Annotated in this window: 20 protein-coding genes, 1 tRNA gene, 1 other RNA gene and 3 pseudogenes; 14 read left to right on the top strand and 11 right to left on the bottom strand. The window is 72.1% G+C overall.

All coding sequences use genetic code 11. From position 1 onward, the window contains the following. Positions 1–12: 12 nt before the first annotated feature. Both OG823_RS24560 and OG823_RS24565 read left to right on the top strand, forming a co-directional pair. On the top strand, positions 13–756 hold the full coding sequence (locus OG823_RS24560) for a zinc ribbon domain-containing protein (RefSeq protein ID WP_371481896.1): 744 nt from the start codon (positions 13–15) through the stop codon (positions 754–756). Positions 757–760: 4 nt separating this feature from the next. Beyond that, the gene (locus tag OG823_RS24565) at positions 761–1,912 is read left to right on the top strand and encodes a bifunctional RNase H/acid phosphatase (RefSeq protein ID WP_371481898.1); all 1,152 of its coding nucleotides are present in this window, start codon (positions 761–763) and stop codon (positions 1,910–1,912) included. 73 nt (positions 1,913–1,985) lie between these two features. Here OG823_RS24565 and yaaA read toward each other — a convergent pair whose 3' ends face one another. Continuing rightward, entirely contained in the window at positions 1,986–2,783 is a 798-nt protein-coding gene (gene yaaA, locus OG823_RS24570) for a peroxide stress protein YaaA (RefSeq protein WP_371481900.1), read from the bottom strand. 263 nt (positions 2,784–3,046) lie between these two features. On the opposite strand from yaaA, the gene OG823_RS24575 reads away from it, so the two are divergent. The 5 genes and pseudogenes from OG823_RS24575 to OG823_RS24595 all read left to right on the top strand — a co-directional run bounded on the left by OG823_RS24575 (position 3,047) and on the right by OG823_RS24595 (position 7,721). Continuing rightward, a complete protein-coding gene (locus OG823_RS24575) occupies positions 3,047–4,510 on the top strand; it encodes an RNB domain-containing ribonuclease (protein WP_371481901.1) in 1,464 nt (487 codons plus the stop codon). A gap of 26 nt (positions 4,511–4,536) precedes the next feature. Further along, positions 4,537–6,036, top strand: a complete 1,500-nt coding sequence (locus tag OG823_RS24580) for an MFS transporter (protein WP_371481903.1) — start codon at positions 4,537–4,539, stop codon at positions 6,034–6,036. 13 nt (positions 6,037–6,049) lie between these two features. Then, positions 6,050–6,452: RNase P RNA component class A (rnpB, locus tag OG823_RS24585), an RNA gene on the top strand. Between the two features lie 648 nt (positions 6,453–7,100). After that, positions 7,101–7,292: pseudogene (locus OG823_RS24590) on the top strand (GntR family transcriptional regulator); the annotation flags it as partial. A 30-nt stretch (positions 7,293–7,322) separates the two neighbouring features. Continuing rightward, positions 7,323–7,721 (top strand): UTRA domain-containing protein, encoded by a 399-nt coding sequence (locus tag OG823_RS24595; protein WP_371484640.1) that lies wholly within the window; start codon positions 7,323–7,325, stop codon positions 7,719–7,721. Between the two features lie 162 nt (positions 7,722–7,883). On the opposite strand, the gene OG823_RS24600 is transcribed toward OG823_RS24595, so the two are convergent. Together OG823_RS24600 and OG823_RS24605 are read right to left on the bottom strand one after the other, a co-directional pair. Beyond that, positions 7,884–8,171, bottom strand: coding sequence for a hypothetical protein (locus OG823_RS24600; RefSeq protein WP_371481905.1), 288 nt, complete (start codon positions 8,169–8,171; stop codon positions 7,884–7,886). After that, the gene (locus OG823_RS24605) at positions 8,168–8,404 is read right to left on the bottom strand and encodes a hypothetical protein (RefSeq protein WP_371481907.1); all 237 of its coding nucleotides are present in this window, start codon (positions 8,402–8,404) and stop codon (positions 8,168–8,170) included. The genes OG823_RS24600 and OG823_RS24605 overlap by 4 nt, the downstream gene beginning before the upstream one ends. 183 nt (positions 8,405–8,587) lie before the next feature. Here OG823_RS24605 and OG823_RS24610 point away from each other — a divergent pair, with 183 nt between their 5' ends. Beyond that, positions 8,588–10,018, top strand: a complete 1,431-nt coding sequence (locus OG823_RS24610; protein ID WP_371481908.1) for a hypothetical protein — start codon at positions 8,588–8,590, stop codon at positions 10,016–10,018. On the opposite strand, the gene OG823_RS24615 is transcribed toward OG823_RS24610, so the two are convergent. The 3 genes from OG823_RS24615 to OG823_RS24625 form a co-directional block, all read right to left on the bottom strand. Further along, on the bottom strand, positions 10,015–10,545 hold the full coding sequence (locus tag OG823_RS24615; RefSeq protein ID WP_371481909.1) for an NUDIX hydrolase: 531 nt from the start codon (positions 10,543–10,545) through the stop codon (positions 10,015–10,017). The genes OG823_RS24610 and OG823_RS24615 overlap by 4 nt on opposite strands. 136 nt (positions 10,546–10,681) lie before the next feature. Continuing rightward, positions 10,682–10,984: a hypothetical protein gene (locus tag OG823_RS24620; protein WP_371481911.1), complete on the bottom strand. Its 303-nt coding sequence runs from the start codon at positions 10,982–10,984 to the stop codon at positions 10,682–10,684. After that, positions 10,981–11,142, bottom strand: coding sequence for a hypothetical protein (locus tag OG823_RS24625; RefSeq protein WP_371481913.1), 162 nt, complete (start codon positions 11,140–11,142; stop codon positions 10,981–10,983). Before OG823_RS24625 ends, OG823_RS24620 begins: the two co-directional genes overlap by 4 nt. Between OG823_RS24625 and OG823_RS24630 the strand changes: the two are divergent. Both OG823_RS24630 and OG823_RS24635 read left to right on the top strand, forming a co-directional pair. Then, positions 11,140–11,511: pseudogene (locus OG823_RS24630) on the top strand (radical SAM protein); the annotation flags it as partial. The gene OG823_RS24625 and the pseudogene OG823_RS24630 sit on opposite strands and share 3 nt — an antisense overlap. A gap of 37 nt (positions 11,512–11,548) precedes the next feature. Then, complete coding sequence (locus OG823_RS24635; RefSeq protein ID WP_371481914.1) at positions 11,549–11,680, top strand: hypothetical protein; 132 nt, start codon at positions 11,549–11,551, stop codon at positions 11,678–11,680. 53 nt (positions 11,681–11,733) lie between these two features. On the opposite strand, the gene OG823_RS24640 is transcribed toward OG823_RS24635, so the two are convergent. From OG823_RS24640 to OG823_RS24650, 3 genes are all read right to left on the bottom strand, one after another. Next, entirely contained in the window at positions 11,734–12,285 is a 552-nt protein-coding gene (locus OG823_RS24640; protein ID WP_371481915.1) for a hypothetical protein, read from the bottom strand. Between the two features lie 127 nt (positions 12,286–12,412). Beyond that, the gene (locus OG823_RS24645) at positions 12,413–14,683 is read right to left on the bottom strand and encodes a carbohydrate-binding module family 20 domain-containing protein (protein WP_371481916.1); all 2,271 of its coding nucleotides are present in this window, start codon (positions 14,681–14,683) and stop codon (positions 12,413–12,415) included. A 995-nt stretch (positions 14,684–15,678) separates the two neighbouring features. Further along, positions 15,679–16,242 (bottom strand): carboxymuconolactone decarboxylase family protein, encoded by a 564-nt coding sequence (locus OG823_RS24650; protein ID WP_371481918.1) that lies wholly within the window; start codon positions 16,240–16,242, stop codon positions 15,679–15,681. Positions 16,243–16,330: 88 nt separating this feature from the next. Between OG823_RS24650 and OG823_RS24655 the strand changes: the two genes are divergently transcribed. After that, positions 16,331–16,822, top strand: a complete 492-nt coding sequence (locus OG823_RS24655) for a MarR family winged helix-turn-helix transcriptional regulator (protein WP_371481919.1) — start codon at positions 16,331–16,333, stop codon at positions 16,820–16,822. Between the two features lie 100 nt (positions 16,823–16,922). Here OG823_RS24655 and OG823_RS24660 read toward each other — a convergent pair. Continuing rightward, positions 16,923–16,996 (bottom strand) — tRNA-Met (locus tag OG823_RS24660). A 319-nt stretch (positions 16,997–17,315) separates the two neighbouring features. Between OG823_RS24660 and OG823_RS24665 the strand changes: the two genes are divergently transcribed. The 3 genes and pseudogenes from OG823_RS24665 to OG823_RS24675 all read left to right on the top strand — a co-directional run bounded on the left by OG823_RS24665 (position 17,316) and on the right by OG823_RS24675 (position 19,397). Next, positions 17,316–17,564 (top strand): hypothetical protein, encoded by a 249-nt coding sequence (locus OG823_RS24665; RefSeq protein WP_371484759.1) that lies wholly within the window; start codon positions 17,316–17,318, stop codon positions 17,562–17,564. Positions 17,565–17,571: 7 nt separating this feature from the next. Beyond that, a pseudogene (locus tag OG823_RS24670) lies at positions 17,572–18,094 on the top strand (class II fructose-bisphosphate aldolase). A 103-nt stretch (positions 18,095–18,197) separates the two neighbouring features. Further along, complete coding sequence (locus OG823_RS24675) at positions 18,198–19,397, top strand: HEAT repeat domain-containing protein (RefSeq protein ID WP_371481920.1); 1,200 nt, start codon at positions 18,198–18,200, stop codon at positions 19,395–19,397. On the opposite strand, the gene OG823_RS24680 is transcribed toward OG823_RS24675, so the two are convergent. Then, positions 19,358–20,296 (bottom strand): RimK family alpha-L-glutamate ligase, encoded by a 939-nt coding sequence (locus OG823_RS24680; RefSeq protein WP_371481922.1) that lies wholly within the window; start codon positions 20,294–20,296, stop codon positions 19,358–19,360. The two genes, OG823_RS24675 and OG823_RS24680, sit on opposite strands and share 40 nt — an antisense overlap. Positions 20,297–20,371 lie beyond the last annotated feature (75 nt).

Here is a 20,371-nt window from a genome sequence, read left to right on the forward strand (position 1 = left end):
GGAGCCCTCCGCTTGAACGCCGCGCCCGCCGACCAGAACCGCCTGCTCGACCTGCAGGCCATCGACTCCCGCCTCGACCAGCTGGCCCACCGGCGTCGCAGCCTGCCCGAGCACGCCGAGATCGACAAGGCCACCGCCGACCACACCGCGCTCAAGTCGCTGACCGTCGCGGCCGAGGCCCAGCTCGGTGACACCACCCGCGAGCTGACCAAGGCCGAGGCGGACGTCGAGCAGGTGCGCAGCCGCTCCGCCCGCAACCAGCAGCGGCTGGACTCCGGCACGATCAACTCCCCCAAGGACCTGGAGAACCTCCAGCACGAGGTCGGCTCGCTGGCCAAGCGCCAGTCCGACCTGGAGGACGTGGTCCTGGAGATCATGGAGCGGATGGAGTCCTCGCAGACCCGGGTCACCGAGCTCGGCGCCCGCCTGGAGCACTCCACCGTCACCCTGGCCGAGGCCGAGGCCCGCCGGGAGGCCGCCTTCGCCGAGATCGACGCGGACGCCGAGAAGGTCCGCCGTGACCGCGAGGCCGTCGCCGTCGCCGTCCCGGACGACCTGATCAAGCTCTACACCCGCCTGCGCGATCAGCAGGGCGGCGTCGGCGCGGCCCGCCTCTACCAGCGCCGCTGCGAGGGCTGCCGGGTCGAGTTCGCGGTCTCCGACCTGAACGCCATCAAGGCCGAGCCCAAGGACGCGGTCGTGCGCTGCGACAACTGCGGGCGCATCCTGGTCCGCACCGCCGAGTCCGGCGTCTGATCCGATGGCGGCGCGGAGGTTCATCGTCGAGGCCGACGGCGGCTCCCGGGGCAACCCGGGGCCGGCCGGCTACGGCGCTCTGGTGCGGGACGGCGACACCGGTCAGATCATCGCCGAGGCCGCCGAGTTCATCGGGCACGCGACCAACAACGTCGCCGAGTACAAGGGCCTGATCGCCGGGCTGCGGGCGGCCCGCGAGATCGACCCCGACGCCACCGTGGACGTCCGGATGGACTCCAAGCTGGTCGTCGAGCAGATGTCGGGGCGCTGGAAGATCAAGCACCCCGACATGCAGCCGCTCGCCGCCGAGGCGAAGGCGGTCCTGCCGCGTGGCCAGGTCAAGTACACCTGGATCCCGCGCGAGAGGAACAAGGACGCGGACCGGCTCGCCAACGAGGCGATGGACGCGGGCCGGGCCGGCCGGCAGTGGGAGCCCAAGCCGCTGAAGGCCGCCAAGCCCGTCGTGGCCGAGGCGCCGGCGCCGCTGGAGACCGCCGCACCCAAGGCGGGCTGGGCCGCCCCGGCCGACCTCGGCACACCCACCACCTTCGTCCTGCTCCGGCACGGCGAGACCGCGCTCACCCCGGAGAAGCGGTTCTCCGGCAGCGGCGGCAGCGACCCCGAGCTGTCCGAGCGCGGCCGCTGGCAGGCCGAGCGGGCCGCCGAGGCGATGGCCGCGCGCGGCAGCGTCCAGGCCGTGGTCAGCTCGCCGATGCGGCGCACCCGGCAGACCGCCGAGACCGTCGCCGCCCGGCTGGGCCTGGACGTGCGGATCGAGGAGGGCCTGCGCGAGCTGGACTTCGGCGACTGGGAGGGCCTGACCTTCGCCGAGGCGCGCGAGCGCCACCCGGCGGACCTCGACGCCTGGCTCGGCTCCGCCAAGGCCAAGCCGACCGGCGGCAGCGAGAGCTTCACCACGCTGACCCACCGGGTCGGTGTCGCCCGCGACAAGATCCTCGCCCGGTACGTGGGCAGGACGGTCCTGGTGGTCTCGCACGTCAGCCCGATCAAGACGCTGGTCCGCCTGGCGCTGGGCGCCCCGCCGGACGCGCTGTACCGGATGGAGCTCTCGGCGGCCGCCGTCAGCGCCGTCCAGTACTACACGGACGGCAACGCCTCGCTGCGGCTGCTCAACGACACCTCCCACCTGCGCTGAGACCGGCCGGAGGCGGGCCCCCTTCCCCCCTCCGGCCGTCCGGTCCGGCGGCCCCGCGCTCCCGCCGTCCGGCTCAGTGGACGTCGGTGACCACCACGTCCAGCTGCCACGGCTTGCGCGCCGTGCCGTGGGCGGCCACCTCGACCCGGTGGCCGAGCTCGGTCAGGACATCCACCAGCTCACCGGGCGTCCTCGGCTCGGCGCCCGTGACCAGCAGATCGCGTACCAGGCGCCCCTTGGTGGCCTTGTTGAAGTGGCTCACCACCGAGCGCTTCAGAACCCCGCCGACCTCGCGCTCCTGGAGCACCCGCACGGTGGCCGTCCGGGCGGCCACCTCGCCGGCCGGCCTCCAGGCCGCCGCGTAGGCCGCGCTGCGCAGGTCCAGCACCAGACCGTCGGCCACCGTCGGCAGCACAGTGGCCATCGCGCTCCGCCAGTACGTTCCGAGCGCCCCCAGCGGGGGGAGTTTCACACCCATCGAGCAGCGGTACGGCGGGATCCGGTCGCTCACCCGCACCGCGCCCCAGAGCCCGGAGAAGACCAGCAGCGAACGCTCGGCCCGCGCGTACGCGGCCTCGTCGAGCTTCGCCAGAGCCAGCGCGTCGAACAGCACGCCCGTGTAGACCTCGCCCGCCGGGCGCGCCCCAGCCGTCAGCAGACCGGCGTCCCGAGCCACCTCGCCGCGCAGGCCGGGGCTCAGACCCAGCACCTCGGCCGCCCGGTCGGTGTCACCCGTGCACAGCTCGACCAGCGCGTCCAGCACGGCGGTGCGTGCCGCCGTCAGTCCCGGCAGGGACAGGCCCTCCAACGCGAGCGGCACGCCGGCCTCGGATGCGGCCTTGCCCTCCGAGGGCGGCAACAGGACCAGCACGGGCGGCACTCCTCAACACTTTGTGGCAGCTGACCCCGACACCCTACGCAACCGGGCCCCGGTGCGCGGAACCGCCGCCACCTCCAGGCGGAGGCCGCCACGGCCGCTGCCGGCCCGACCGTCCGCCCGGCCCCGCGCAGACCTGTCGTCCGGTGGAATCCGCGGGTCCGGTCGTCCGGCAGGACCGGACCGGCCCGCGGCGCCGGCCGGGTTCCCGTGCCCAGATCCACCACGACCCGCCCGGAACGTCCTATTCTGCGCCCATGCCCCGTCGAAAGTTGAGCGTCAAGGCCGCGGACTCCGCCCGGATCAACGCGGAGCTGGCCGAGCTGCGCACCAGCCTGGAGATCCACGCCGAGTGGCCCGACGCGGTGCTGGCGGAGGCCGAGGAGGCGGCGAGCGCACCCCGCCTGCCCGGCCTCGACGCCACCGATCTGCCGCTCTTCACCGTCGACCCGCCGGGTTCGCGCGACCTCGACCAGGCCATGCACCTCGCCCACCGCCCAGGCGGCGGCTACCGCGTGCACTACGCCATCGCCGACGTCGCGGCCTTCGTCCGTCCCGGCGGCGCGATCGACACCGAGGCCCGGCGGCGGGTGCAGACGCTCTACTTCCCCGACCGCCGCGTCCCGCTGCACCCCGCGCGGCTCTCCGAGGACGCCGCGAGCCTGCTCCCCGGTGAGATCCGGCCGGCACTGCTCTGGCAGATCGACCTGGACGACGACGGCGCCGTCGTCCTCGCGGACCTGCGCCGGGCCCAGGTCCGCTCACGGCGGCGCCTGGACTACGCCGGCGTCCAGCAGGCCGTCGACTCCGGTGGCGCCGACGAGCAGCTCGCCCTGCTCGCCACGGTCGGCCGGCTCCGGGCGCAGCAGGAACAGGCCAGGGGCGGGATCAGCCTGCCCGTCCCCGAGCAGGAGGTCGAGGAGACCGCGCACGGGTACGAACTCGTCTACCGCGCCCAGCTGCCCGCCGACGGCTGGAACGCCCAGATCTCGCTGCTCACCGGCATGGCCGCCGCCGAACTCATGCTGGACGCCGGCGTGGGACTGCTCCGCACCCTGCCCACCGCACCGGAGTCCGCCTACACCCGACTGCGCCGGGTCGCCCGGGCCCTGCGGGTGGACTGGCCGGAGGGAACGCCGTACCCCGAGCTGATCCGCTCACTCGATCCCGCCGTCCCGCTGAACGCCGCCTTCCTCAACGAGTGCACCGGCCTGCTGCGCGGCGCCGGCTACCGGGCCTTCGACGAGACCCGGGGCCTGCCGGCACCCGCCGACCCCGGCCACGCCGCGCTCGCCGCCCCCTACGCGCACTGCACCGCGCCACTGCGCCGGCTGGCCGACCGCTTCGTCCAGGAGGTCTGCGCGGCGCTCGCCGGGGGAGTCGACGTGCCCGACTCCGTCCGTGAGGCGCTGCCCGCGCTGCCCGCGCTGATGGCGGGCGGAGAGCGCCGCGCCGCCGAGACCGAGCGGGCCTGTGTCGACCTGGTGGAGGCCGAACTGCTGCACGGTCGCGAGGGCGAGGACTTCGAGGCGGTGGTGGTCGACGTCGACGAGAAGCGGCCCGCCCGCGGCACCGTCCAGCTGCGCGAACCCGCCGTCCGGGCCAAGTGCGGACCGGACGGCACGCGGGCTCCGGCCCCGCTGCCGCTGGGCTCCCTGATCACCGTCCGGCTGACCGAGGCGGACCCGGCCACCCGTACGGTCCGCTTCGCGCCCGTGTAGCGGACCACCGGTGCGATGATCGACGGGTGCTCGAAGCAACCGACCGGCCTGGCCGGACCGCGCAGCCGGACCGTCGCCGCAGACTGCTGATCCTCGGGATCTGCTGCCTCAGCCTGTTCATCGTCGGTCTCGACAACACCGTGGTGAACATCGCGCTCCCGGCGATCCAGCAGGATCTGGACGCCCCGGCCTCCGGCCTTCAGTGGATCATCGACTCCTACACCCTGGTGCTGGCCGCGCTGCTGATGCTCTCCGGATCGGTCGCCGACCGGATCGGCCGCCGCCGGGTCTTCCAGGCCGGGCTGCTGCTGTTCGTGCTCGGCTCGCTGCTGTGCAGCCTCGCGCCGAGCCTGGAGTGGCTGATCGCGTTCCGCGCGGTGCAGGCCGTCGGCGGCTCGATGCTCAACCCGGTGGCCATGTCGATCATCACCAACACCTTCACCGAGCCGCGCGAACGGGCCCAGGCGATCGGCGTCTGGGGCGGTGTGGTCGGCATCAGCATGGCGCTCGGACCGCTGCTCGGCGGCTTCCTGGTGGACGGCGCGGGCTGGCCCTCGATCTTCCTGATCAACGTCCCGGTCGGCCTGCTCGCCATCCTGCTGACCGTCCGGTACGTTCCCGAGTCCCGCGCTCCCAGACCCCGCAGGCTCGATCCGGTCGGGCAACTGCTGATGATCGTCCTGCTCGGCGCCGGCACCGCGGCGATCATCGAGGGCCCGGCGTACGGCTGGACCTCGCCGCTGATCCTCACCCTGGCCACCGTCGCGGTGGCCGCGCTGGTGGCCTTCCCGCTGTGGGAACGGCGCGTCCCGGAGCCGCTGGTCGACCCGAGGTTCTTCCGCAGCGTCCCGTTCGGCGGAGCCACGGTGACCGCCGTGTGCGCCTTCGCGGCGCTCGGCGGCTTCCTCTTCCTGAACACCCTCTACCTGCAGAACGTCCGTCACTACAGCCCGGTCGAGGCCGGCCTGTGGACACTGCCGATGGCCTGCATGATGCTGCTCTGCGCGCCGCTCTCCGGACGGATCGTCGGCCACCGCGGCCCGCGCGGCCCGCTGGTCGCCGCCGGTCTCGGGCTCGCCGCCAGTGGCCTGCTGCTCACCCGCCTCACCGCCGACTCGCCCGCCGGCCTGCTGCTGGTCTCGTACGGCCTCTTCGGTTTCGGCTTCGGCATGGTCAACGCGCCGATCACCAACGCGGCGGTCTCCGGCATGCCGCGCGCCCAGGCCGGCGTCGCCGCCGCGGTCGCCTCCACGAGCCGCCAGATCGGCCAGTCGCTCGGCGTCGCCGTCGTCGGCACGGTCGTCACCTCGGCGATCGTCGGCCCGATGGCCACCGGATTCGCCCCGGCCAGCCACGCCGGCTGGTGGATCGTGGTCGGCCTCGGCGGCGCCATCCTGCTGCTCGGCCTCGTCACCACCACGCAGTGGGCCTCCCGTACCGCTGCCGCCGTCGCCGCCGACTTCGCCCCCGAACGCATCCCGCAACCGGCCGGAGTACGAGGCGCCCCACCCGAGCGGCTACCATGACCACTACGGCGGACGAGCCGGCCGGGCGGTCGCGTCGGGCCCCTTCTGGGGGCTCGCCGAGGAACGTCCGGGCTCCACAGAGCAGGGTGGTGGGTAACGCCCACCCGGGGTGACCCGCGGGACAGTGCCACAGAAAACAGACCGCCTGCGGCTTCGGCCGCAGGTAAGGGTGAAACGGTGGTGTAAGAGACCACCAGCGACCGAGGTGACTCGGCCGGCTCGGTAAACCCCACCCGGAGCAAGGTCAGGATCGGTGCCTCCGGGCACCGTGCGCGAGTGTTCGAGGGCTGCTCGCCCGAGCTCGCGGGTAGACCGCACGAGGCTGTCGGCAACGGCAGCCCTAGATGGATGGCCGCCTCCCCGGGCCGCGCAAGCGCCCCGGGAGACAAAACCCGGCGTACAGGCCGACTCGTCCGCCGCCCTCTCGGTGTTCGCGCCGAGGGGGCTTCTTCATGCCTGTGACCTCCTACGATCTAGTGAGACAGATTGAGATGTACTGTCTCCGCTTTGAGATAAATGGATCTCTACGGGCGCCCTACGGCAGCTCGCGCTCTACGGATTCCCTACGGATTCCAGCCCGGATTGGGCGCCGAGGGCCGGCCGGTCGGCGGGGTTCCCGGGGCGTACGGCCATCCGTACCGCTCGGCCGCAGCCTCCCTCTCGCGCTCCATCAGCAGCACGCAGGTGGCACACGCAGAGATGCTGCGGTGCGGCAGGTACCCGACTTCCGCCGTCTCGACCCCACTGCGGCCACACCGGAAGCAGGCGCTGGCCGGCGTCCAGCTGTACGCGGCGATGACAGCCGGGGCGGGGGTCGGGCTGTCGGGCATGGTGGTGCGCCTTTCGGGTGGTGCGGGGCGGGTCACGCCTCCGGCCAACAGGTTGGCGCGCGTGTTCGAATCAGTGAAGCGGCTGGCCGACGTCACATTCAGTCATCTTCGTGTGCATCCATAGTCAGGGGCAAGATCTTGGGCGCCCAAGATGGCGAGGTCATCCCTACGGTTTGGTCTCAGCCGTTGCGCAACGGCTCACGCCCAGTAGCCGCCTCGCCCGCAGGGACCCACATGCCGCCGGTCGCGCCCTATCAGCGCGTCGCTGCCGAGCTCCGCCGGCGCATCGCTGACGGTCTCTGGCCCCCAGGGCACCAGCTCCCTTCCCGCGCACGGCTCGCCGCCGACTTAGGCACTACCGATGCCGCCGTCCGCCTCGCCATGGCCGTCCTGCGACGCGCGGGAGAACTCGAGGGAACCCAGCGATCACGCCTCGTGGTGGCGCATCCTCCTGCTGTGCGCACACTCATCGATCCGGACGGCGACTGGCCCTACCCCACCGGCGACGGTGGCGGTACTGGCACGTGCCTTGCCAGCCAGGAGCTGGCCGGACGACTGCAACTCGCACCCCGAACCCGCCTGCACTGGGTGCGCTTCGAGTACCTCGACCCGGACCTGCGGCCGAGCCACCTTGTCACCAGCTGGTGGGCCGGCCCGCGCGCGAGCACCTGGGCCCGCGCCGTCGCGGACGCAGGGCTGCACGCGCTCACCGCGGCTGAGGGAGCCCAGCTCGGTCTGGCGCCAGGTGTTCCGGCGTGGCTGGTCCAGCGGACCCGGTACTCGGCGGCCGGGCGGCCCGTCGAGACCGCCGACCTGGTTCTTCCGGCGGACCGCTGGCGGGTGCGGCTCGGGTAGGGGCCGCGGCTGGCTCCTGGCGGGCGATCCACGCCTCGGCCAGGGTCTCCGTGGTGAACCAGTACACGTCCGGCAGTCCGGGCTGCTCCAGCCGCTGGTCGTGCAGCAGGTCCCAGATCCCATAACCGTCCGGCAGCTCGCGGACCTCGAACCGAGGGCCCGTCACCGGCGAAGGGCCGTAAGCACACCCACCGGGGTGATCTGTACCGTTTGCAGCTCTTCGAGCCCGCCGAGCGGCAGGAAGCAGACCTCGAACTTCCCCGTCTTACGGATCTCCGCGCGGATCCGCTCCTCCGCTCCGGACCCGAAGAGCCGGCGAAGGTCGGCCAGCTGGTCCTCGCCGAGCGGCAGTGCGCGCAGGGTCTGCCACGCCAGGACGATCGCTTGCGGCAGGGTCTTTCGGGTGGGCCCCAGTGCGCCTTCGACCTGCACGGTCACCATGTCGCTCATCGGGTGCTCTCCTCGGGTGCGTGGGTGGGGCAGGCGACGACAGCCCAGCCGAGCGGTGCCGACCCGGCGCATGTCTCGGTGTAGACGTGGCCGGCTGGACCGAGCCCCGCGGTGGCGCCGCAGTCCGGCTCGATGCAGACGCGTCCGAGGCGCTGCTCGGCACTGATCTCGATGAAGCGAGGGACGCCGACCAGCGGCCGGTGCTCGACTGCAGGAGGTGTTCTGAGGGGCATGAGCAGAGCGTCCGCCCTGCCAGCGGGCACCGGCAATGGCATCCCACGTGTGAACCGCGCAGCCTTTCACGCAGCCGTGGCGAACACGGAGGGACTCTTCATGCCGGGACTGTGAAACGGGTCAGCGGCCACCGCCCGCACGGTCTAACGTGGTGTCACCCCAGCTATCCCCCGGAGCCGTTGATGCCTCGTGCCAACCACCGGCCGACCGCCGACCGTCTCCGGGCGCAGGCCGCCGCCGAGCAGTGGACCCCCTGGCAGCTGACCCAGGCCGTCGCTGCGACGTGCTCCGTCAGCCTGCTGCAGGCCAGCCGCCTCGCCCACGCCTGGACCCTGGAGACAGCGGTCGTCGCCTTCGCCGACCTCGGCCACCGAGCCACCGTGCAGCAGCTCTCCTCGTGGGAGCGTGGCACGGCTCGCCCGGGCGACGGCAACCTCGACGGCCTCTGCCGCCTCTACCAGACCCGGCCCGACCGGCTCGGCTTCGGCCAGGATTACACCACCGGGCCCGACACACCGACCGCCACACCGGTCGCCCCCCAACCCCCAGCTGTGCCAGTCACCGGACCCCCCGCGGACATGGCAGGCCAGCGAGCCATACTCCGCGCCCTCCTCGCCGGGGCCGGCGTCGGCCTCTCCGCCCCCGTCATCGACGCCCTCGGAGACGTCCGCCGCAGCATGTCCGACACCCTCGGTGACACCCTCAGCGAGACCACCATGGAGCAGTGGGAGCGCTCGGCCACCGAGTACGGCCACGCCTACCAGATGAGCCCACCCAACCAACTGCTCGCCGAGTCGGTCCTCGACTTCGTGGAGGTGCAGCTCCTCCTCGCCCGGCGTCAGCCAGCCGAGTACCGGACCCGACTGTGCCGGGTCGCGGCCCAGCTCGCCGGGACCGCAGGCATCGCCCTCGTCGCACTCGGCGAGCACCGTGAGGCCCGAGCCTGGTTCCGGTGCGCGCAGCTCGCCGCCGAGGAGACCGGAGATCGGGCCCTGCGGGCGTGGTTGCTCACCAGGGAGGCGGTCATCCCCTTCTACTTCAGCAGCCCGCAGGCCGCCGCCGACCTCGCCGAGCGGGCCCGTCTCGTCGCCGGGAACACCGTGTGCTCGACCGCCGCGTGGGCGCCCGCCCTGGAAGCCAGGGCCCTCGCCCGCCTCGGCCGGGCCGGCGACGCCCGCCAGGCCATGCGCATCGCCGAGGCCGCGTTCGCCCGGCTCGGCGCCGACCAGACCGGCGACACCGCGTACGGCTACACCGCCCGCCAACTGCGGTGGCACGTCGGCAGCATGTACACCGTCCTTGGTGACACCCGCCGGGCGCAGGCCGCCCTCGATGAGGCCCTCACCATGTACGCGCCCGTCGAGTACCTCGACCGGGCGCTGATCGCCCTCGACCAGGCAGCCGGACTTGTCCACGTCGGCGAGGTCGCGACGGCCGCGCAGGTCGGCGTGCAGGCGCTCGCCACCCTCCCGGCCGAGCACCTGACCGGCATCGTCGTCTCCCGGGCCCGCGAGGTCGCGGCCAGCGTGCCGGTCAGCGCCTCGCGGATGCCGTGGGTGCGGGACTTGCGTGAGGCGATCCACGCCGGGGCGGCCGGCGCGCTGCCTGCCTAGGGTCGGCGCGCGAGCAGTTGCAGCAGGCCGGTGACCGCGACGCCGGCCACGATCTCCCGGCGGTCGATCATGCCCTGGATCCGGTCGAGGGGGATCCATTCGATGCGGTCCGCCTCGTGGGTGTCGACGGGTGGGGCGACGAACTCGGCGCCGCGGGCGAGGAACGTGTGGTGCTCGGCGTTGCTCATGCCGCCGACGGGCTGGTTGTAGGCGAGCGGCTCCACGGCGGTGACGCGCCAGCCGGTCTCCTCCTCGACCTCGCGGGCGGCTGCGGCCTCCAGGGTCTCGCCGTCCTCGACGATCCCGGAGGGGATCTCCCAGTTCCAGGTGTCGGTGGCGAAGCGGTGGCGCCACATCATCAGCACCTCACCCCGGTCGTTGAGAACGACGGTCGCGGCGACCGGAGCCCAGCGGATGAGGTGGTGCTCGTAGCGGGGATGGCCGGGCGGCTCGACGTCGACCAGGTCGAGCGAGACCCACGGGCTGTCGTAGATGGTGCGGCTGCCGTGGACGGTCCACTCACTCACTGGGCACCCCTCATGATCGCGGTCGTGGCGTGGCCATCCTGTCAGAGGCCGCCCGGGAGCTGGCCGAGGACTGACCCCGGATGCGACGAAGCGCCCCCCTGTCCGGCCGGAGCCGGACAGGGGGCGCGGTGCTTCATCAGGTGTCGTTCGTGGTGGTGCAGATGCTGTCCTCGATCCGGTTCACGGCGTCGCGGAGGCTGGAGCCAGAGTTGGGGTGCAGCTCGTGCTCGATCCGGTCGAGGCGCTCCATCACCCCGGGGCGGGCGGGTACGCCGCGCCGGGGCGGGCTGCCGTTCCAGTCCTCGGCGAAGTCGTCCACGATGCGGGCGATACGACGGACGGCCCGGACGACCCAGGCCAGTAGGCCGATGATCGCCGTGATCGCGACGCACCAGACGACGATTTGGTCGACGGAGGCCACGCCAGTGCTGTCGTTCACTGTGCCTCCGGCGGGGTGTCGGCGGCCGCCGCCGGGGCGAGGTCCAGCGGCGGGAGGGTGGCGCGGGTCGGGGCGGAGCGGAGCCACTCCGGCAGCCAGGACTCCACCAGCGGCAGCGCCATCAGGCGGGTGGCGGCCGCGGCTACAGCCTGCCGCACATGACCTACACGAACATGTCCCCAACGATCTACGGCGGCGCAGAGACCCTGCCTGCGCAGTCCGTTGACCGCCTCCGCAAGCGGAAGGTGTTCACGGGCTGCCACGCGGGCCACACGTTCTTCCACGCCGATCCGCACGGCAAGGCGTCGATCTGCAAGGTCGGCCGCGACCCCCGGATCGACCTCATCGCCGAAGGAGTCGAAGGGCTTCACCGCCTCGGCGGCATCGCCGACTCCCTCATGCTTCGCACCGGTGGCTGCTCCGGCTGCGCGCTGTCGGGCTCCTGCGGGACCTGCCGGCCATTGGCCAAGCTCTACCAGGAGGCGAAGGCACCACTCGCAAGTTACTGCCAGCACGGAGGCTCATAACCCATGTCCCCCCGCCCCGAACCGAAAGAGGCGACCCATGCCCATCACTGACGTGACGATCACCATGCCCAAGCGGCAGGCCGACACGATCGAGTTCGTCGAGGACCTGGAAGCCCTGGTCGAGTCCGAGAAGTGCTCCTGCAACTCGGGTGACGACAACCCGTACTAACCGCAGGTGAGGCCGCAGGCGTCAGCACTACAGAGGCGCCCGCGGCTTCGTCGTCACTCCGCAGTGAGCCGCTCCATGGGCCCGAGGAGCTGCGCCCGCCGCTGCATCCCGACAACAGGCCGCCCCTGGAACTCCCGGACGCGGACCACATCGAAGCCCTGGGACTTGTAGTACCGGACCAATCCGTCCTCCGAGGTCACGCGCCGTACCCACGCCTTGCCCTCACGGCCGGCCCGATCCACCGCCCACCACGCGATGCGGGAGCCCAACCCTTCTCCGGTCGAGGCCGGGTCCGTGAGCGTGCTCACGAGGACCAGCGATTCCTCGGCGCACTCCTCATCGGTGAAGACGGCCCTCCCCAGGGTGTCCAGAACGATGGTGCACCCCCGGGCGACGTCGTCGGCCCCGGTGATGACCCACATCGGAGCGACCCCGTCGCCGGCCCTGCTGGCGATCAGCTCCGCGGTCTGCGGCCACGGCTCGTGTCCCGTCCGCTTCATCCAGGCGAAGCGGCGCGTGGCAAGCTCCTCGATCCGCCCTCGATCGCTGAGAGCCGCGGGACGCATGCGGTACACGAGTGCTCCGGTGGTCTCGGGGAGCACCAAGGCTAAACCATTCACACCCCACACAGAGGGCGTGTCGAGGCCGGGCACACGGTTGCCCCGGGCGCGGCCGTGGTGACGGTCGCGCCCGGGGCCGGCGGTCCTGCCGCCGGAGGTGGTGCGGGGGGTGCTACTTCCAGGTGTCGTTCAGGCTGACCGAGCCGGATGCGCCGGTGGTGCCGCTGCGGTTGGCGCCGGACTCCCAGGTGACGTTCCCGGCCGCGTCCTTGACGATGTACTTGTACTCGAAGGCGCTGTTCGCCGGGAGGGTGACGCCGGCGCTCCAGTTCGGGTAGCCGGCGGAGGAGAGTGCGACCGCGGCGGTCGGGTCCCAGCTGCCGAGGGCGGTGGCGGAGCCGACCACGAAGACGTTCTGGCCGTAGACGGTGGTCTTGTTCTCGGTGAAGTCGACGTTCACCGAGGTGCTGGTGCCGGTGGTGGAGGCGCCGTTCCAGGTGTCGTTGAGAGTGCCGCCGGATCCGCTGTCGGCGCTGTGGTTGGCGCCGGACTCCCAGGTGACGTTCCCGGCCGCGTCCTTGACGATGTACTTGTACTCGAAGGCCGTGTTCGCGGGCAGGCCGACCGTGGTGGACCAGGTCGGGTAGCCGGCCGACGAGAGCGGCACGGCGGAGCCGGGGGCCCAGGATCCGAGGGCCGGGATCGAGCCGACGACGAAGACGTTCTGCCCGGTGACGGTCGTCCGGTACTCGTTGAAGGTCTCCGACACGGTGCCGCTGCTGGGCGGCGGGGAGGTCGGGGGCTGCGTGGTGGGCGGGGTGGTGGTGGGCGGGGTGGTGGTGGGCGGGGCGGTCGGGCAGTCGGTGGTGCAGGGCGGTGCCTGGGCGTAGAGGGCGACGGCGTCGCCGGCCGCGACGGTGGCGGTGGCCTTGCCGGAGGCGTCGACGGTCACGGTGGTGCCCGTGCAGGCACCGGCGGCGGTGACGTCACCGTGGATGACGTCGCAGTAGGCACCGGCGGCCAGGCCGGTGGTGAAGGTCTGGGTGACGGCGGCGGCACTGTTGTTGATCGCGACCCAGGCCCTGCTGCCCCGGCTGAAGGCGATGGCGTTGCCGCCGTTGTCCCACCAGTTGGCCACGGACTGGCCCCTGGCGGCGTTGTGCCAGCCGACCATGTTGGCGATGCCCTGGTTGCGGTCGGTGCAGGTCCAGGTGCTGTTGGAGCAGTTGACGTCGGTGACGTACCCGTTGGCGTCGGCCGGCGGGGAGTCGTCCTTGTTGGCGAAGCGGAATCCGGAGTAGACCTGCGGGGTGCCGTAGTTCCAGGCGAGCTCGAAGATGTGGGCCAGGTTGTACTTGGCGCCGCTGTTGTAGGTGAGCGTGGTCTGGTCGCGCTCCAGGTCGTGGTTGGTCACCATGACCGCGGACTTGTCGCTCGGCTCCAGGCCCCAGCTCTGGCCGAAGGTCTTCAGGTTGGCGATGTTGCCGTTGAACTGGTCCTTGAGCTTGTAGGCGTAGGTGAACTCCAGCACGCTGCCGTTGCCCTCGAACGCGCTCGGCGCGAGCTGACCGCCGCTGCCGGGGAAGATCTCCTGGTAGATGTAGGGCCGTCCGCCCCAGGTGGTGTCGTGCACCCGGGAGAGGATGTTGGCCATGTCGGCCTGGGCGATGTGCTTGGCGGCGTCCACCCGGAAGCCGTCGACGCCGGAGTCGACCATGCTGTTCAGATAGCCGGAGATCTTGCCGCGGACGTAGTCCGACTCGGTGTTCAGATCGGACAGCGAGAGCAGCTGGCACTCCTGGACCTGGGTGACGTTGTTCCAGTCGTTGATGCTCAGGTCCGCGTTCGGGCAGGGCGGCGAGCCGTGGAAGTCCGAGCGGCTGTAGGGGATGTTGTTGTACGTGTAGCCGGTCGGGCTGAAACTCGCGCCGCCGTAGGAGCTGGTACTGCTCTGGTTGACGCCGGCCGTGTGGTTGATCACCGCGTCGGCGTAGACCTTCACGCCCGCGTTGTGGCAGGTCGTGACCATGGCTTTGAACTGGGCCTCGGTGCCCATCCGGCTGTTGAGGCCGTAGGAGACCGGCTGGTAGACCTCCCACCAGGGGTGGGCACCGTTCAGCTTGATCGAGTCGGCCGGCGGTGCGACCTGGACGGCGCCGTAGCCCTTGGGGCCGAGCACGGTGGTGCACTCGGCGGCGACGGAGTTCCAGTTCCATTCGAACAGGTTGGCGATCACATCGCCGCCGTTGGGGGTGGCGGCGGCCTGGGCCGTGCCCTGGAAGGCGATCGGCAGGACGGCGCCGGCCAGCAGTACGCCGGTCGCCAGCAGGCCGAGCGGCGCACGTCGGGCTCGGGCCGACCGGGCCGGGCCGGCTCCGGCTGGTCCGGCCTCGTCAGGTCCGGCGGATTCGTCTGGCGCGGCGTGGCGGATCAACTTGGGCATCGACAAACTCCCGTGGGTGGGTGGGGGCGTCCACCGGCATGCCGAATCCGTCGGGCGTGGGGCCCGGAACGGTGCGGGGAGCAGTGCGGGCATGACCGGGGCTCGGAGAGCGGCTGTCGTCCGAGAGCGAGCGTTGATCTGGTGGGACCGGACGTTCTGCAGACCCGTGGAGATCACCGCCGAAGGCTTCCGGCGGGCCGGTCGTCCTACGGACGCGGGGTGAGCGTCCGGCGGGACGGCGGTGCTGGGCGCCTGGGGTGGGCGCCGGGGTGGGCGGTGCGGGCTGCGAGACGACGATCCCGCCCACGGGGGGAGGGCGTCAAGGCATTCGTGCAAATCCGTGCGTAATCTTGCTGCAAACCCTTTCAGTAGCCGTTCCTGACGGTCGATCATGATCTTCGGGCCCCGGTGGGCGCGGTGGACTCCGCGACACCGGGGGCCGTCCTCCGGTTCCCCGGCGTGAGCCCGTCGCCGAGTCGCCTGTCACCTGCTGTAGTCAGGTGATCGCTCTCATGGGGTCTTATCTTCATGAGTCGAATGATCGATCCGGAAGGCTTTACCGGACTCTTCCGGAAATGGCGGATCCTGGCGTACCTTCAAGGAAGCGAGGTCAATCGAAACAATTTGTTCATCCACTTGTTGAACATAGGGCTGAGGCAGTCAGAAGGAGGGTTCCATGGTCAGCAGCACCGGCGCCGGCGTAGTAGGCGACAGGAAGGCCACGGAGAGATCCAGCCGGACGACGGGCCGGATGTGGATCCGCACGTACCGTGTGGATGCCGACGGCCGGCCGCTGGGCGATGTCGAGCCGCGTGCCGAGTACGCGCCCGTCGACCCCGTGCCGCTCGCCAGGAGTACCTGGCCGCCCTGCGCGTGCCCCCGGCACATCGCGCCGCAGTCCGCGTAGGTCCGGGTAGGTCCGGGTAGGTCCAGAGAGGTCCGCGCGGGTCCGGGCAGGCACACGGAGGTCCGCGCGGAAACGGTCGGACGGATCGTCAGGCCGGCTGCTGGTGCCAGGCGAAGGGCAGCAGGCGCTCGTCGGTCGGTGCCTGGGTCATCCGGTTGGCGAGGGTGGACATCGTGTAGACGCCGATGCCGAGCACCACCTCCAGTGCGTTCTGGGGCGTGAAGCCCTGGTCCAGGAACGACCGCATCGCACTGTCGCCGACCGCGCCGGTGGTTCGCAGGACCTCCAGGGTGAACAGCCGGACCGCCTCCAGCCGGGGATCGTCCAGGGCCCGCTGCTCCCGCAACGCCGTGATGAGACCGGCGTCCGCTCCCATCGCGTTCAGCCGTGCCGTGTGCATGGCCACGCAGACGTGGCAGGCGTTGCGGGTCGCCATGGTCAGCACCAGGACCTCGCGGGCCAGGGGGTCCAGCGTGCTCGATTCGAAGATCGTGTTGATCTTCAGGAAGCCGTCCAGCAGGTGCGGTGAGGTGGCGAGGCGGCGGACCGGGGCCGGGAGATAGCCCAGGTGCTTCACCGTGGCCTCCATGGAGCGGCGGGCGGCGGCGGGTGCGGTGTCGACGTCGTGGTCGGCGAACAGGTTCTCGGGCATGGCGTTTCCCCTCGTGCGATGTGGCCGCGAACGACTAAACTCGTCAACGTGATTGACGAAACAGTAAACCAGGTTGTCGAGTTCTGCAATGGCTGACGCCCGCCGCGCTCCGGGTGCCCAGGGCGCTCCCGGTTTCGAGCTGCCGCTGCTGCTGTTCGCCGGCTTTCGCTCGCTGATCGACCAGCTGCACGCCGAGCTGGCCCGGCAGGGGCACCCGGACGTGCGTCCGGCGTACGGCTTCGCCATGCAGGCGATCGGTCTGGACGGGGTGACCGCCACCGAACTCGGCCGGCGGCTCGGCGTCTCCAAACAGGCCGCCGGCAAGACCGTGGACCGCCTGGAGGGCCTCGGGTACGTGGAGCGGGTGGACGATCCTTCGGACGGGAGGCGCAAGTTGCTGCGGCTCACGCCGAACGGGATCGACTCCCTGATGCGCTCCGCCGCGATCTTCGACGAGCTGCACGACCGGTGGGCCGAGGCGCTCGGCGCGGACCGGCTGGCCGAGCTGGAGGACGGACTGCGCGCTGTGGTGCCGGCGAGCGGCTTCCGGCTCGACGTGGCCGGCTGGTTCGGGGGCTGACCGGCGGAGTCCCGGGGACTTACCGGCGGGGCCCCCGGGGGGCGGTGAAAACAGAAGGACCCGGTGCTGGTGCACCGGGTCCTTCCGTACTTCTCTGCAGTAGCGGGGACAGGATTTGAACCTGCGACCTCTGGGTTATGAGCCCAGCGAGCTACCGAGCTGCTCCACCCCGCGTCGGTAGGTAGAACACTACGCCAGAAACCCGGACCGCCCGACCACCGCCACCCCGGGCGGGCGTGTTGCGGGGCGCCGGGTGGGTGGCCCTGGCGGTGTCTGTGCGAACTTCTGCTCATTAGCACGTGACTTTCACCGGAATGGAGCATCTCCTGCGTGGCCCACCGGGGTGTCTGCGCATCGGGTGATGGCGGCATTGAAAGGGGTGAGCCGTCGGTCGGTTCAGCAGCCTGATCGAGACTTGCGTATTACTGCATGAAAAAGCTATCAATCATGCAGGAAGAACCATTGAGTTCCACTGCCGATCCGGGAGCTCGCGGTGATCCCCACCCCCACCCTGAACGCCCCCCTCGACGCCCTCGACGACACCCGCCGAGTGCCCCGCCCGATCCCGGACGCCTCCCGCCGCGTCGACGGCGTCCTCGTGTGCGCCTGCGTCGAGGGCGCCCGGGCCCTGGAGGGCCTGCTTGGTGGACGGGTCGGGCTCCGGGCCGCCACCCCCGCGGACGGTCGGCGGCCCAGAACCGCCGTACCCGAGCAGGAGATCCGCGTCGCTCGCAGCACCTGACGAGGTCATCGACGCCGCCGTCGCCGAGGGCGCGGGCGTCGGGGCGTTCAACGTCATCCAGCTCGAACACATCCAGGCGGTGGTCGCCGGCGCCGAGCGGGCCGGCCGGCCGACCGGTGATCCTTCAGGTCGGCGAGAACGCCGTCCGCTACCACGCCGCGCTCGCTCCGATCGGCCTGGCCGCGCCGGCCGTCGCCGTCGGGAGCTCGCACGCGATGGACACCCGGGACGCGGTGCTCGACTTCGCGCTGATCGCGCGGCTGCGCGAGGCCGTCCCGGTGCCGCTCGTCCTGCACGGCTCCTCCGGAGTGGCGGACGCCGACCTCGTACGGGCCGTCGCGGCGGGCATCACCAAGGTCAACATCGGTACGCAGCTGAACCGGGTGTTCACCCGGGAACTGCGGGCCGGGCCGGCCGCCGGCCCGGCGCTCGTCGACCCGCGCACGTACGTCGGCCCCGCCCGGGACGCGGTCGCCGCCGAGGTGGCGCGACTGCTCCAGGTGCTGGCGACCGGCCGCACGGGAGCGTAGAGGCTCGGCGTCGCCGGGCTCAGCGGAGCGGCGGCCCGGTACGGCCGGTCCGGTGGCCGGATACTCGCGGGCGCATCCGGGCGCGCACCGGCAGACTGCCCGGATGGAGACGGGGACTGCGGCCGAACTGGTCGATCGGGCACTGGCACTCGCGCGCGCCACGTCGGCGCAGGACACCGACGCGACGGGCCCGGACGACGAATACCGGGCCCTGCTGTGGCGGGCGGCCGGCCTCGACGGGCCGGGGGCGGTGACGATCGGCCTGGCACTCACCGGCTCGGAGGACATCCGCGACCGCGCGGCCGGCTGCGACCTGCTGGGCCGGGCGAGCGACCGGCACGAGCCGCTCCGCGCCCGGGTGGTGGCCGCTCTGGCGGAGCTGGCGGAGCGGGAGACCGAGCCCTACGTGCTCTGCTCGCTGGCCGAGGCGATCGAGCGGACGTACCACCAGCACGCCGTCCCCGTCCTGGTCGCCCTCGCCGGGCATCCCGACGCCGACGTCCGCCGGTACGCCGCCGGCTCCTTCGCCGGCGTCCTGACCGGGCGCTCGGACGGGCCGGACATCCGGTCCCTGATCGCGCTGACCCGTGACCAGGATCCGGAGGTCCGCGACCTGGCGACCTTCACGCTCGGCTTCCAGGCCGACGCGGACAGCCCGGCGATCCGGGCCGCACTCCGGGCCCGGGTGGCGGACGCGCACCCGGAGGTCCGTGAGGAGGGCATCCGCGGCCTCGCCCGTCGGCACGATCCGCGCGCCGTCCCGCTGCTGGCCGGACTGCTCGCCGACCCGGCCGGCGCGCGCCTCCTCACGTTCCGGGCCGCGCAGATCATGGGAGCCCCCGAACTGCTCCCTGCCCTGCGGGAGTACGAGCCCGGGAGCCCCGGGGTAAGCGAGGCCCTGAACGCCTGCGACCCGCAGTGGCGAGCCCGACTGGACTCTGCCGCCTGGGAGTTGGTGTGCGCGGTGGACGTGCTGCGCCCCGACCTGGCGGCCGGCCTGTCGATGGAGCGCTTCGAGGCCGGACTCTCGCTCGGCATCGGGCCCTGCGGTGAGGGCGGCTACTCGGTGGAGGCCCTGTTGAGGCGGGCGGCGGGCGATCCGGGCCGGGCCGCCGCCCTGGTCGCCCGCGACCACCCGGCAGGCGCCGGTCCGGACGTCGGTCCCGGCGAAGATCCGGACGTCGGTCCCGGCGAAGAGCCGGACGTCGGTCCCGGCGAAGACTCGGGTACCGCTCGCGGCGCCGCCGCCCCGGGGCCGCCCGGTCAGGACTGTGCGAGCAGCGCCAAGTGGGCCTCCACATAGGGGATCGCGACCGTTTCCAGGCCGCCGACCGATCCGAACATCGGATGCACGTTGACCTCGAAGACCACCCCGCCGCTCTCGGCCGCGAGGTCCACCCCGGCGAACGGCAGCCCCAGGGACGCGGTCGCGGAGATCGCCAACCTGGCCAGCCCGGCGGGCAGTTCGTCGGGCGCCAGTAGGGTCGAGACCGCGCCCTGCCCTTCGTTGCAGGGCGCGTCCGGATCCGCCTGGACGTGCTCGACCGCCCGCACCACGCGCCCGTCGAGCACCACCACCCGGAACTGGTGCCGCCGCCCGTCCGGGGTGAAGTTGCCGGCGTCCCTGGCGATCAGCCAGTCCTGTCCGGATCTGGCGTAGTGGGCGGCGGCCGCACGCAGGTGGGCGTCCGTGGTGAGGTGGAAGACGTCGCTGCCGCCCATGCCGACGGTCGGTCGGGCCCAGACGTCCCGGCCCAGCTGTTCGAAGGCATCGGCGGCGGTTCCCGGGCTCGGCCGCCGCAGGCTGACGGTCGCCATCTGGGCGATGCCGTCGCGGGCGAAGCGCTCCACGGTGAGGTTCTTCTCGGTGGCGGCCCGCCAGGCCCTGACCCCGCTGCCGAGCGAGGCGACCGCCCGGCGGTCGAGCAGTCGCTGGAACGGCTCGAAGCTCCGGCGCCGGGCGGGCGGAATCTCGTAGACGATCACGGCCGACGGCAGTACCGCGCCCGGCGCCCGCGGTGTCCGGAGGCGGAGCCTGCCGTCGGTGGTGTCCGCCAGACCGGTGCCGCCGGTCATGAAGTAGCGCGCGTCGACCAGTAAGGGTGCTTCTCCGGTGAGCAGTTCGACGGCAGTGGCCAGAGTGGCACGACTGCCCTCCGTCGAGCTGTGGTCGGTCATCAGGACGAGCCGGCTCGGATCCATCCGGCCATGGTGCGGCCTGTCCATGACAGGAACAATGGTGCCCCGGTCCCGGGCGGCCGGAAATCGCCTGTCGGG

This window comes from Kitasatospora sp. NBC_00315 (assembly GCF_041435095.1).
GTDB lineage: Bacteria > Actinomycetota > Actinomycetes > Streptomycetales > Streptomycetaceae > Kitasatospora.